General features: G+C 68.7%; 12 protein-coding genes and 1 riboswitch. Of the genes, 7 read left to right on the forward strand and 5 right to left on the reverse strand.

The annotated features are described in order from the left end of the window. Positions 1-2: 2 nt before the first annotated feature. Positions 3-1,772, reverse strand: coding sequence for a ShlB/FhaC/HecB family hemolysin secretion/activation protein (locus ASE22_RS15915; protein ID WP_056361740.1), 1,770 nt, complete (start codon positions 1,770-1,772; stop codon positions 3-5). Between the two features lie 244 nt (positions 1,773-2,016). Next, positions 2,017-2,224, forward strand: a riboswitch (cobalamin riboswitch). Positions 2,225-2,359: 135 nt separating this feature from the next. Between ASE22_RS15915 and ASE22_RS15920 the strand changes: the two genes are divergently transcribed. Continuing rightward, a complete protein-coding gene (locus tag ASE22_RS15920) occupies positions 2,360-4,234 on the forward strand; it encodes a TonB-dependent receptor plug domain-containing protein (protein WP_235536446.1) in 1,875 nt (624 codons plus the stop codon). Positions 4,235-4,467: 233 nt separating this feature from the next. Here the strand turns inward: ASE22_RS15920 and ASE22_RS15925 are convergent, their stop codons facing one another. Further along, positions 4,468-5,091, reverse strand: a complete 624-nt coding sequence (locus ASE22_RS15925; RefSeq protein WP_056361743.1) for a response regulator transcription factor — start codon at positions 5,089-5,091, stop codon at positions 4,468-4,470. A gap of 159 nt (positions 5,092-5,250) precedes the next feature. Here ASE22_RS15925 and ASE22_RS26850 point away from each other — a divergent pair, with 159 nt between their 5' ends. The 4 genes from ASE22_RS26850 (at position 5,251) to ASE22_RS15940 (ending at position 7,526) form a co-directional block, all read left to right on the forward strand. Beyond that, complete coding sequence (locus tag ASE22_RS26850; RefSeq protein WP_156397171.1) at positions 5,251-5,601, forward strand: hypothetical protein; 351 nt, start codon at positions 5,251-5,253, stop codon at positions 5,599-5,601. 189 nt (positions 5,602-5,790) lie between these two features. Continuing rightward, entirely contained in the window at positions 5,791-6,159 is a 369-nt protein-coding gene (locus ASE22_RS15930; protein WP_056361746.1) for a response regulator, read from the forward strand. A 13-nt stretch (positions 6,160-6,172) separates the two neighbouring features. Then, complete coding sequence (gene cheB, locus ASE22_RS15935) at positions 6,173-7,243, forward strand: chemotaxis-specific protein-glutamate methyltransferase CheB (RefSeq protein WP_056361749.1); 1,071 nt, start codon at positions 6,173-6,175, stop codon at positions 7,241-7,243. 13 nt (positions 7,244-7,256) lie between these two features. After that, entirely contained in the window at positions 7,257-7,526 is a 270-nt protein-coding gene (locus ASE22_RS15940) for a hypothetical protein (RefSeq protein WP_056361753.1), read from the forward strand. Between the two features lie 20 nt (positions 7,527-7,546). Here the strand turns inward: ASE22_RS15940 and ASE22_RS15945 are convergent, their stop codons facing one another. Genes ASE22_RS15945 through ASE22_RS15955 form a run of 3 tightly spaced genes read right to left on the reverse strand, consistent with a single transcriptional unit; the run spans position 7,547 to position 10,787 of the window. Next, entirely contained in the window at positions 7,547-8,746 is a 1,200-nt protein-coding gene (locus ASE22_RS15945; RefSeq protein WP_056361755.1) for a glycosyltransferase family 4 protein, read from the reverse strand. Continuing rightward, complete coding sequence (locus ASE22_RS15950) at positions 8,743-9,669, reverse strand: Gfo/Idh/MocA family protein (RefSeq protein WP_235536445.1); 927 nt, start codon at positions 9,667-9,669, stop codon at positions 8,743-8,745. Before ASE22_RS15950 ends, ASE22_RS15945 begins: the two co-directional genes overlap by 4 nt. Further along, positions 9,657-10,787, reverse strand: a complete 1,131-nt coding sequence (locus ASE22_RS15955; protein WP_056361759.1) for a Gfo/Idh/MocA family protein — start codon at positions 10,785-10,787, stop codon at positions 9,657-9,659. Before ASE22_RS15955 ends, ASE22_RS15950 begins: the two co-directional genes overlap by 13 nt. A gap of 193 nt (positions 10,788-10,980) precedes the next feature. Between ASE22_RS15955 and ASE22_RS15960 the strand changes: the two genes are divergently transcribed. Beyond that, entirely contained in the window at positions 10,981-11,532 is a 552-nt protein-coding gene (locus ASE22_RS15960; protein ID WP_235536444.1) for a helix-turn-helix domain-containing protein, read from the forward strand. A 71-nt stretch (positions 11,533-11,603) separates the two neighbouring features. Next, a complete protein-coding gene (locus ASE22_RS15965; RefSeq protein WP_056361762.1) occupies positions 11,604-11,963 on the forward strand; it encodes a hypothetical protein in 360 nt (119 codons plus the stop codon). Positions 11,964-11,977: the final 14 nt, after the last annotated feature.

Consider the following 11,977-nt stretch of genomic DNA (forward strand, 5'->3'; position numbering starts at 1 on the left):
AATCAGTTACCCCACGGCCAGAGCTTGGTCGTCACAGATACGAGGAAACGCGGATCATGGTTGTGGGTCTGGAGACCCGCGGCCTTGAGCGGCACGGCGATCGTGCCGTCGATCCGGAAGCGATTGTTGAGGATGGCCCGGAAACCGCCGCCCACCGACGCGAGGAAGTCGGGGTTGGCGGGAAGCGGCACGGTGAAGGCATTGTGCCTGTTCCACACCCAGGCGAGGTCGGTGAAGACGAAGGGCAGCACCGACAAATTGGTTTTCTCCAGCGGCTGGACGCGCGGCAGGCGCAGCTCGAAGCCGCTGCCCACGCCGCTGTCGCCGATGATCGTGCCCGGATCGTAGCCGCGGCCGATCGAGAAGTTGCCCGCCGAGAATTCCTCGAAGCTGAACAGCGGATCGAAGGCATATTGGACGCGCGGCAGCGCCGCGAACCAGAAGCCCTTGCCGAGATTATACTCGATCGCCGCCGAGGCGCGGATCAGGCTGGACGTCGGATCGCCGTCGGTACGGGCCGGGGTGACCGCGGGGATCGGAAAAGCCGGACGCGGCGAGGCGTCGAACAGATCGAGGCCCTGGCGGAACTCGACCGAGCCCGAGGCGCGCCATGTCGGCACGCGCCGCTCGGCCACGTCGCCCGCGTCCATGTCGAGCCGCAGGAAGCCGACCCGCAGTCGGTCGCGGGTCAGGTCCCGGCCGCCGAACCGCACCGTCTGGTTGACGAAGTCCATGCCGCCCGCGCCGACGATGCTGAAGCGCTGCGTCCGTATCAGCGGATAGCGGACCTCGCCGGTCGCGAACAGCGTCCGCGCGGTCAGGTCGATGCCGGGGGAACTCGCCACCTGCACGTCGGGCTTCGACCAGGCATAGGTGAAGTTGCCGCCGACCGTCAGGCCCTCGCCGCCGATCCTCGTCTCGTAGCCGAGCTGGACGAGCTGCTGCTCCTTGAAGTCGGCGGTGGTCGACGCCGAGAGGGTCAACCGGTCGGCGCCGAGCAGGCCGGTGGCCTGCGCCTGCACCGCGCCGGTCCAGCGGCCCGAGCTGCGCGCCGAGAAATTCTGGACGCTGGCGTTGACCTCGAGCGGGGTGTGGATGACGCTGATCTCGCCGACCAGCTCGCCGGGCGTGGTGCCCGCCGGCTTGAGCGCGAGACGGACCTCATAGCCCGGCATGTCGCGCGCGAGCAGCAGATAGCGCTCGGCGACATAGCGGTTGAACACCTTTTCCTCGGTCAGGTGCGACAGGTAAGAGGCCAGCACCTTCTCCGCGGGGCCGGCGTCGCCGCGCACCCGGATCTGCACAACCTTGGCGAACAGCACCTCGAAGCGGACGACGCCGTCCTCGATCTTCTGCACCGGCACCAGCACCGCGGCGAGATAGCCCTTGCGGCGCAGCGCGGTCGCCGCGGCATCGCGGATCGTGCAGATCGTGCTGACCGGCCGGTCGGCGCCGAGCAGCGAAGCATAGGATTGCTTCAGCTCCTCGGGGCTGACGCCTTCGAGATTGCTGAACTGCGCCTCGTTGATCGTGACCTTGAGATCCGCATAAGCGGGCGAGTCGAGCGCGCAGGGGGCACGCTCGATGTCGCCGTCGATCGTGAGCCGCGAGGGAGCGGGTGCCTGCTGCCGGGTCCTGCTCTGCAGTTCGTCGCGGCCGGGCGCGATCTGCTGCCCGGTCGTCGGCGCCACGATCTGGGCCGATGCGATCTGGGATGACGATGCGACGAGCAGGGCCGAGACGACGGCCGTCGAGAAGAGCGAGCTACGCAAAAAAATGCCCCCTGAATACCCCTTAGCGGCGATCCCCATCGCCGACGTGCCCCTCGACACTATCCGGATTTCGCCCGGATGTCATCGCCCTATTACAAGTGCATCAATGCCTTGCATCCCCCGGCCGGGGGATGCCGCGCCGATTTTCGCACGGTTCTGCATAGCGGCCATTCGCGCTCGAACCACGCACAAGAGCACGCTGACGCGCATCCGACCCGGATGTTGCCGCGCCGCAACACCGGCTTGCGCGATGCCGCCCGCCGGCCTAGAGCGCGCGGCGCGACAGGAAAGGGAATTCGGAAGCGGGAAGATCCCGCAAGCCGAAGCTGCCCCCGCAACTGTGATCGGTGAGCGATCGTCCATCTGCGTCACTGGATGCCTCGGCATCCGGGAAGGCCGGGCGAGAGCGATGACCCGAGAGCCAGGAAACCTGCCGGTCGCGGTCGTTCCATCATGCGGGCGGGGTGCACCACATGATCGAGGCGAAATCCTCGCGTGACGACGTCGACTGGGGTCGCGCGCGGGGGCATCATCTTCCGAAACCGTCCGCGCGGGATCCCGATGGATAGTTCCATGGGAGGACCTACATGATGCGGACATTCACGACGGCGCTGATCGCGGCGCTGGTCATTCTGCCGGGCACCGCACGGGCCGAGGAGGCCGATGCCGATTCGATCGTCGTCACCGCCACCCGGACCGAGACGCGGCTTTCCGAGGTCGGCAAGTCGATCAGCGTCATCGACGCCGAACTGATCGAGCAGCGCCAGACCGTGCCGCTGGCCGATCTGCTGCGGACGCAGCCGGGGATCACGATCCAGCGCAACGGCGGCCTCGGCGGGGTGACGAGCCTGTTCATCCGCGGCGCCCAGTCGGACCAGACCGTGGTGCTGATCGACGGGGTCAAGCTCAACGACCCGGCGGCGCCCGGGGGCGGCTTCAACTTCGCCGACCTGCTGACCGACAATCTCGAGCGGATCGAGATATTGCGCGGGCCGCAGTCGGTGCTGTGGGGCAGCCAGGCGATCGGCGGCGTGATCAACCTGATCACCCGCGCGCCCACCGACGATCTCGCCATCCGCGCCAGCGGCGAATATGGGCGCTACGACAGCGGCCGCATCAGCGGCGCGGTCAGCGGCAAGGTGGGGCCGACCGCGATCAGCGCGGCCGCCGGATATCTCACGACCGACGGCATCTCGGTCGCCGACGGCGGCGCGGAGAAGGACGGCTACCATCTGTTCGGCGCGCACCTGAAGACCACCACCGCGCTCACCGACCAGCTCTCGCTCGACCTGCGCGGCTTCTATACCAGGAGCAAGGTCGACCTCGACGGCTTTCCGCCGCCGAACTACACGATCGGCGACACCGACGAATATCAGCGCCAGCAGCAGATCGTCGGCTATGCCGGGCTCAACGCGGGGCTGTTCGACGGCCGGCTGAACAACCGTATCGCCGTCTCCTACACGCGGATCGATCGCGACAGCTACGACCCGGCGGCGGTGCCGGTGAAGAATTTCGACGCGCGCGGCCGGAACCTGCGGTTCGAATATCAGGGCGTCGCCGACCTCCGCATCGTGCAGGCGACGTTCGGCGCCGAACATCAGGAGGAGAAGCTGCGCACGATCAGCGCCTATTTCGGCCCGCCGGCAACCGCAGGGGCCAAGGCGAACATCGACAGCGCCTATCTCGACCTCCGCGCCAGGCCGGTCGTCGGGCTGAATCTCGGCGCGGGGATCCGCTACGACGATCACAGCCAGTTCGGCGATGCGACGACGCTCGGCGCCGACCTTGCCTATACGCCGAACGGCGGCGCGACGATCGTCCGCGCCAGCTATGGCGAAGGCTTCAAGGCGCCCTCGCTCTATCAGCTCTACGGCGATTACGGCACGCCCGGCCTGCAGCCGGAAAAGGCCAGGGGCTGGGACGCCGGCATCGCCCAGAAGCTGATCGGCGACGCGGTCGAGCTGCGCGCGACGTGGTTCCAGCGCAACACCGACAATCTGATCGACTTCGATCTCGGCACCTTCACCTATGCCAATATCGTCCGGGCGCGGGCCCGCGGCGCCGAGGCGGAGCTGCGCATCGCACCGACCGACGACCTGCTGTTCACCGCCAACTACACCTTCACCAACGCCCGCAACCGCGAACGCAGCGATCCCAATTTCGGCAGGCAGCTCGCCCGGCGGCCGCGCCAGACGGTGAACGTCACCGGCGACTATCGCTGGCCGTTCGGCCTCGCCACCGGCGCCACCATCACCCATGTCGCCGGCAGCTTCGACAATGCGGCCAACACGACCCGGCTGGGCGACTATGTACTCGTCGACCTGCGGGCGGCGATGCCGCTGAGCGATGCCATCGAGCTGTACGGCCGGATCGAGAATCTGTTCGGCGAACGCTACCAGACCGCCGCCGGCTACGGCCAGCTCGGCCGCGCCGCGACCGCCGGGGTACGGCTGCGCTATTGAAGCTAGGGCCGGGAACGGACGAAAAGGCCAGGACCGGCCGCCTGTCGGCGCGCCGGTCCTGCATGCCGCGATCCTGGCGTCCCTGCCGTCCGGCATGGCGGGATTTGGGGGACCTCCGCCACGCGCGCGCCGGGCAGACCGCGACCCCATGGCTATAGGAGCGTGCCGTCGGCCCGCCCATTGCGATCAACTACGCTAAGGGCTGCCCCTTATCCGCAGGTCGCGGCGACCGTTCAGGCCGTGGGCGGCCAGCCGGCGACCGCCGCGGTCCGGATCGCCGCCAGGATCGAGGGCGCATCGAGCGCGGCCAGCGCCCGCGCCCGATGGATCTGCACCTGGCGTGGATCGAAGCCCAGCGCCCGGGCGATGTCCTTATTGGTCTGGCCGCGGATCAGCAGCGCCAGCACATCGGCCTCGTCCGGCGTGAGCCGGGCGAGCCGCGCCCTCGCCTCGGCCACCAGAACCTGCGGCTCGCTCCCTCGCTCGAGGAGGTGGAAACCCCGGTCGACCGCGTCGAGCAACGCGCGCATCTCATAGGGCTTGTGGAGGAAGTCGACCGCGCCGGCGCGGAACGCCTCGATCGCCATGGCGAGGTCGCTATAGCCGGTGACGACGATCAGGCGGAATCGGTCCTGCCGTTCGGCCAGCGCGCCGATCACCGCCGCGCCGCTGACTCCGTCGAGCTGCAGGTCGAGCACCACGCAGCCCGGATCGATCGCGTCGATCGCGGCGAGAAAGGCGTCGCCATTGGCATATTCACGGCATTCGAATGCGCCATGCGCCTGAACAAGGCTGACGATCGAGGCGCGTATGATCGCCTCGTCGTCGACGATATGTATGACCCGCCGTGCGGTCATGGCGTGCCAGCGCCGCGCACCATCAACTCTTTCCCGAAAGCCCTGCGTTTATAGATACTTATTCTAAGTAGAGGAGCTCGATGAAAAATCCACATAAATTTGTTTCGGTAACGAAATTTTCATCGATTTTCATCATGATCGAGCAGCGTATCGAAAGATATGGCAAAGTTCGGGAGAGGTAATCCCATCCGCTACGATCTCCGCAATATCCATTTCATAGACAAATTTCGGTTTGAAACGAGGAAATTCGAAGATGTTCGGATTATAAACGGCAAGATTCGAGCATCTTCACGCAATTTTTTAACATATTGGGCTACCAACGTCCGCTGGACCGATATCGATCTTGCCGGGATCGCGATCATTTCTATGAACCCGGCCGGTCTTCTTCGCCTCGTCGGCAACGCGCGGCGATCCCGGGCCGGGATGCGATGCCGGCAGCGCCGGACCGGCGCACACGGCCGGATCATCGTCGACCACGCGGACGCGGGTTGGATGGGCGGGAGGCCATGAACCGGCTATAGTTAATGGCCGAAGACCCGCTTCTCCGGGCTTGTACCTAGGCAATTGCCGTTACGGCAACCGGCGATTTCGGAAATGCGCCGATTTTTCCGCCTCCCGATCCATCGGAAACGCGCTGTTAACGGCTTCCGGCTACCAAGTGGGGGTGGGGCGCGACGCCCCGAACGACGGGAATGACGCGTGCCCAAGACCATCCTGACCGTGGACGATTCGCCTTTCATCCGGAAACTGCTCCGGGTCGCCCTGTCGGGGCAGGGCTTCCTCGTGGCCGAAGCCGAGGACGGCGTCGCCGCGCTCGAATGGCTCGACGCCCATGACCGGCCCGACGTGATGATCACCGACATCAACATGCCGCGCATGGACGGCTTCGGACTGGTCGAGGCGGTCCGCGCGCAGGGCCGCCACGACACCATGCCGATTCTGGTCCTGTCGACCGAGAGTTCCGACGACAAGCAGGATCGCGGCCGCACCGCCGGCGTCGACGGCTGGCTCGTCAAACCGTTCAATCCCGCCCAGCTCGCCAGCGCGATCGAAAGCGTTTCGTCGTGAGGAAGCTGCCGGCATGATCCCCGTTCGGACCAAGGCACGTGTCCTGATCGTCGACGACTCGCTGATGATGCGTGCCTTCTTCGGTTCCATTTTCGATCGTTCGCCCGGCATCGAGGTGGTGGGGACCGCCGCCAGCGCCGACGAGGCGCGGCGGATGATCGTCCAGCACCGCCCCAACGTCATGACCCTCGACGTCGAGATGCCGGGCATGAACGGCCTCGAATTCCTCGAGGAGGTCATGCGCGACCGGCCGATGCCGGTGGTCATGCTGTCCTCGCTCACCCAGAAGGGCGCGGAGGCATCCTTCCAGGCGCTGGAGCGGGGCGCGATCGACTGCTTCCCCAAGCCGACCTCGGACAACCGGGAGGAATTCGCCCAGCGGCTGAGCGCGCTCGTCATCGCCGCGGCCAACGGCTCGGCGCGCTCGGCCCGCTACGCCAAGGACGCACCCGCCCGCCCGCCGGCATCGCAGCATCATGTCCCGGTGTTCGACTGGAACGGCAGGATCGTGGTGATGGGGGCCTCGACCGGCGGCGTCGACGCGCTGCTGCAACTGTTGCCGGGCCTGCCCGCCGATTGCCCGCCCACCGTCATCTCGCTGCAGATCGATCCCGATTTCGTCGCGCCGCTGATGCAGCGGCTCAAGGCCCGCTGCAGCGCCAAGGTCGTCCTGGCCGAGGACGGCCGGCCGCTCAGGCGCGGCGAGATCCAGATCGCCTGCGATCCGGCCACCCATGCGGTGATCGACCGCTGGCCCGACCCTTCGGTCAAGCTGCTGCGGTCGGACCCGGTCAACGGCGCGCGCCCCTCGGCCAGCCTGCTGTTCGCGACCGCCGCCAAGACCGCGGGCTCCCATGCGGCCGGCGCTATCCTGACCGGGATCGGCACCGACGGCGTCGCGGGCATGAAGGCACTTCGCGCCAGCGGAGCGCTCACCATTTCCCAGGATTCGCTGACCTGCCTCGTCGACCAGGCCCCCGCCGCCGCACGCGCGGCGGGCGCGATCGAACGCGATCTCCCGATCGAGGCGATCGCCCCGGCGATCCTCGACGCCTGCCGCCGCGCGGCGGACGCCGCCGCCTGAGGAGGAGCATCCGATGGCGTCGATCGGCCGACCCGACCTGCTCGCGATGCTCGCCGACGAACTCGATGCGGCGCGCGCGCAACTCGAAGCCCTCGGCCTGGTCCTGATCGACGACCCCGCCCTCGCGGCCCGCCACGTCACCGAGCTGCAGGCGCTCGACCATGTCGGCCAGCGCTGCGCCTCGGTCGCGGCGATCCTCCGCGCCGACGACCTCCAGGCCGCCACCCGGGACGCCAGCCTGGAAAGCATCACCGCCCGGCTCGCCGGCCTGCGGCCGCACTGACCGGCCGAGCGCGCCGGGGCTCAGTCCCCGGCCGCGAACAGGGCGATCAGCTGCGGCGCGATCCCGTCGATGTCGTGGCGCGCGACGATGCGCTTGCGGCCCTCGCGCCCCATCCGCGCCAGCTCGGTCTTGCCCGCGTCCATCGCCGCGCCGATCGCGGCCGCGAGCGCCGCGCCGTCGCCGGCTTCCACCAGCCAGCCGCATGTCTCGTCGACCAGTTCGGGGATGCCCGCGATTCGGGTGGTGATCACCGGGCGGCCGAGCGCGAACGCTTCCATGATCGCGATCGGCAGGCCTTCGGCATGGCTGGGCAGCAGCAGCGCCCGGGTCTCGCGGATGCGGCGGCGCACCTCGGCATTGCTACGCCAGCCGAGCAGCTTGATTCGCCCGCCGGTCCCGGTCGCGCTGATCTCGCGCTCGATCGCGGCCCGGCTCTCGCCGTCGCCGATCAGGACCACCGACAGGCCGGGATGGTCCCCGGCGGCGGCCGCGATCGCCGCCGGTATCTCAACCTGCGCCTTTTGCGGGCAGAGCCGGCCGACCGACAGCAGCCGCACGCTCATCGACGGCGGCGGCGGGGTCGGCGGATAGTCGCGCAGGTCGAGCCCGCAGGGAATGACGCGGATCCGTTCCCACAGCGTCTCGGGCAGGTGCGCGCGCAGCCGGGCGGCGCAATAATCGCTGATCGCCACCACATGGTCGGCGTGGAGCGTCTTTTCGGTCAGGCTGTTCGCGGCCAACGCCTCGAGCTCGTCGGGCCCGTGGACGGTGAAGCTGTAGCGAGGCCCGCCGAGCAGCCGGCACAGCATCGCCACCGCCGCCGCATTGGTCGAGAAATGGGCGTGGACCCGGGTGATGCCGAGCGCGGCGCAGCGCTGCCGCAGCCGGATCGCCTGCGCCAGATAGGCGGTGTGGCGGACCACGCCGCCGGCCGCCGCGCGCCGGAGCGCCCCCAGCGTCTCCAGCGCCTCGCCGAAGCCGCGCGGATGGCGCACGGCATGGGCCGCCAGCCCGCGCACCAGCCCGGCGCCGTTGCCGGTGAGCAGATATTCGGTCCGGCCGCGTTCGGACATGTCCTGCGGATCGACCAGCCGTTCGGACCAGTGCCGCACCGCGAAGCGCTTGACCGGCACCCCGGCCCGCTCGATCGCGGCGATCTCGCGCCGGATGAAGGTGGTGCTGGTCATCGGATAGCTGTTGAGCAGATAGGCGAGCTTCATGCGCGGCGGGCCTCCTCGACCAGCCGCGCGACCTCGATCATCCGCGCATGGCTGACGATGGGGCTTTCGATCCGGCCAGTGCGGTGGAGCGCGGTGAAATGCTCGATCTCATGGAGATAGGGGTTGGCGCCGAACGGATGCCAGCATGCCGACCCCCGGCTGCCGAGATCGGCGAGCCGGCGGACCAGCGGATTCTGTCGCAGGCGCCGCCGCAGCCGGCCGGGGCGGGGCTGGCCGGCGTCCATGAAGCGCAGCCGCTGCGCCGTCAGCAGCGGCGGCTGCACCTCGACCACGCCCCCGTCGCCGGCGATCCGCAGGCTGTTGTCGAGCCGTTCGGTGAAGGAGACCGCGAGGTCCGAACGGCCGCCCGCCTGGTGGTCGAGCACGAAGCCGGCGGCGACGTCGCGCCCGTCCCCGTCGCGCTCCACGGTGCAGCGCATCGTCCCGACCGGGCCGAGCGCGATCAGCGCCAGCATCAGCGGATAGACCGCCCGGTCGGCGAGCACCCCGCCGTCCGCCTCGAACAATCGGGGATGATCGGCCCGCCGCAGCGGATAGCCGAAGCTCGCCTCGACCCGCGACGGCGTGCCGAGCCGGCCCGACCGTGCCGCCTGCAGCGCCGCCGCGACGGCAGGAAGGAAGGGAGTGGCCACCGCCTCCATATAGAGCAGCCCAGTTCGTTGCGACACCGCAATTACCTCGGCCGCCTCGGCGGGGCTCATCGCACAGGGCTTCTCGCACAGCACCGCCTTGCCCGCGGCGAGGGCGGCGATCGAGCGGGCGGCATGATCGCGGTTGCGCCCGGCGATATAGACCGCCTCGGCATCGGCCTCCCCGACATCGCCGATCAGGCCGCGCATCGCCCCCGCCATCCGGCCCCGGCCGATCACGGCGAAACGCAGCGGCGCGGTCAGGCGTCCCACTCCATCGGCGCGATCGGGGCGAAGCTGGTGCGCGGGCGGTGGTCGCCGCCGGCCTGCATCGCCAGCGCCAGTTCGGTCAGGTGGAGCGCGAAGTCCCCAGCGAGCCGGGGCGGCCGGCCGGCGGCGATCGCCTGCGCCATCTCCGCCACGCCGAGTGCGAAGTTCATCGAGGCGGCGCCGCGCCGTCCGACCATCGGATGGCTGGCACCCGCCGGCCGGACGGTCGTCGCGAACGGGCTGTTGATCAGCCGGCGGCGGATGACGTGCCGCCGCCGGATGCGGACGGGCGCGCCGTTCGCCCAGGCTTCGTCGACCTCAAGCACGCCGTTATCGCCGAATATGCGCAGCCGGTGATCGTGGCGCGCGACGATCGAGCAGGTGAGCCGCGCCACCATCGCGTCGAAATGGAGCGTTGCCGACGCGAAATCGGGGGTGGCATGGCCGGCGCCGGTCTGGGCGGGATCGAGCAGCCGCGCCGACCCGCCGACGATCCGACGCACCGGCCCGAACATCGCCATCAGCCAGGACAGATAATAGCCGGCATGTTCGAGGGTGCAGCCCGTGCGGAACTCATCGGCCGCCGGCCAGGGCGCGCCGCTCGCCGAGCGCCAGCGCGGGTGCGGCGCGGCCGGCAGGAAATCGTCGTCGAGCTCGGCATAGACGAGGCGCGGCGTGCCGATCCGCCCGTCGCGGATCGCCGCCCATGCCGTCTGCGCGGCCCGTCCGAGGACGCTGCACGGCGCCGAGGCGAGATGGCGCCCGCTGTCGCGCGCGTGGCGGACGAGCGCCTCGGCCTCGTCGAGGTCGAGCGCGAGCGGCTTCTCGCTCCAGACATGGCAGCCCGCATCGAGCGCGGCGCGGGTGACGGCCGCGTGTGCGTGCGGGGAGGTCAGGTTGAGGACGATGTCGGGCGCGCGCGCGGAGAGCGCGGCGAAGCCCGTCGTGGGCTCGACCGACCAGTGGCGCGCGAAGGCCGCCAGCCGTCCGGGATCGACGTCCCAGGCGCCGACGATCTCGAATCCCGGGAAGCTGCGCAGCGACGGCATGTAGAGATCGGCCACATAGCCGGTCCCGACGATCGCGATTCGGCGCCCCTGCCGATGGTCCCCCGCTGCCATCCGGCAAGCCTAGGGATGGCGGCGGCCGACCGCAATGCCCGGCGGCTGGCATCCGATTGTCGCACATATATCAATGCCATGGGTGGCCCGCAGGTCCCGGCGGCGGATTGTTACGTTATCTGTCACGGTGGCTTCATCGACTGCGCGCATCCCGTCCGCAGTGTCGGGTTTTACACGGTCGAGGATTGGCGATATGATCGGCACCATGGAATCGGACCGCATAGAGAAGCTCACCGAGGCGCAGCGCGTATGCCTGCGCATGGTTCTCATGCATCTTTCGTCCAAGGACATAGCCCGCGAACTGGGGATTTCCCCCCACACGGTCGACCAGCGGCTGCGCATGGCGATCCAGATCCTGGGCGTCGCGAACCGCTTCGAGGCGGCCCGCATCCTGGCGAAATACGAGACCCCGAACGCATATCAATCAGCCGTATATCAATCGTCGCATGTTGCTCCTCAGCCCGTCCATGCCACTGTCGGGTTGTCCGACATTCATGGGGTTCGGCAGGGAGATGGCGGCTACCACGGCAGTGCGGTTCGGGAAGAGCAGATTGCATTCCGGACCCCCGCATTCGCCACCGGCGGCTTCGTCAACCTGCCCATCCCCACGCCGGGGAGGGAGCGTAATGACTTAAGCATCGTGCAGCGGCTGGGGTGGATCGTTTCGATCGCTATTGCCTCGGCGCTTGCATTCGGCGGACTTCTCGCCGGCCTCGATGCGCTGAAGCGCCTGTTCCAGGCCTAAGCGCACCCAACACTGCCATCGTCGAAACAGGGACGCGCAGCCTCGGACGGGCTGCGCGAAGGGAGCAGCACATGTTCAATCGTCAGACCATTCTCAAGCGTCGCGAAGTTGCCCAGGGCGTTGCCGACCGGCTGATGGCCGCGGAGCATGCGATCGATATCGCCATCGCCCGGACCGCCGAGCTGACCGGCTTCATTCCCTCCGCCCGCGCCGAGGCCGACCTGGCCTGCGAAGTCGCGCAGGAAGCCCTCGAATATGCCGCGGAAAGCTTCTCGACGCTGGTCAAGGCCCGTGCCCAGATCATCGCCAGCCACCGCGAACTCGCCGTCACCAAGGACGAGATCGGCCTGAAGACCTACGGCCTCGGCGGCCTGGTCGGCAAGCCGTTCAACTCCGAGGTCCGCCACCTCACCGAGGTTGCCGCCGCCTGAAGCGCCTGACGCTG

The organism is Sphingomonas sp. Root720 (assembly GCF_001428605.1).
GTDB lineage: Bacteria > Pseudomonadota > Alphaproteobacteria > Sphingomonadales > Sphingomonadaceae > Rhizorhabdus.

Bases quoted from the DNA above. Each gene is read 5' to 3' on its own strand.
- ASE22_RS15965 (WP_056361762.1), top strand. From the start codon at position 11,604: ATGTTCAATCGTCAGACCATTCTCAAGCGTCGCGAAGTTGCCCAGGGC.
- cheB (WP_056361749.1), top strand. From the start codon at position 6,173: ATGATCCCCGTTCGGACCAAGGCACGTGTCCTGATCGTCGACGACTCG.
- ASE22_RS15955 (WP_056361759.1), bottom strand. From the start codon at position 10,787: ATGGCAGCGGGGGACCATCGGCAGGGGCGCCGAATCGCGATCGTCGGG.
- ASE22_RS15960 (WP_235536444.1), top strand. From the start codon at position 10,981: ATGATCGGCACCATGGAATCGGACCGCATAGAGAAGCTCACCGAGGCG.
- ASE22_RS26850 (WP_156397171.1), top strand. From the start codon at position 5,251: ATGGCAAAGTTCGGGAGAGGTAATCCCATCCGCTACGATCTCCGCAAT.
- ASE22_RS15940 (WP_056361753.1), top strand. From the start codon at position 7,257: ATGGCGTCGATCGGCCGACCCGACCTGCTCGCGATGCTCGCCGACGAA.
- ASE22_RS15920 (WP_235536446.1), top strand. From the start codon at position 2,360: ATGATGCGGACATTCACGACGGCGCTGATCGCGGCGCTGGTCATTCTG.
- ASE22_RS15945 (WP_056361755.1), bottom strand. From the start codon at position 8,746: ATGAAGCTCGCCTATCTGCTCAACAGCTATCCGATGACCAGCACCACC.
- ASE22_RS15925 (WP_056361743.1), bottom strand. From the start codon at position 5,091: ATGACCGCACGGCGGGTCATACATATCGTCGACGACGAGGCGATCATA.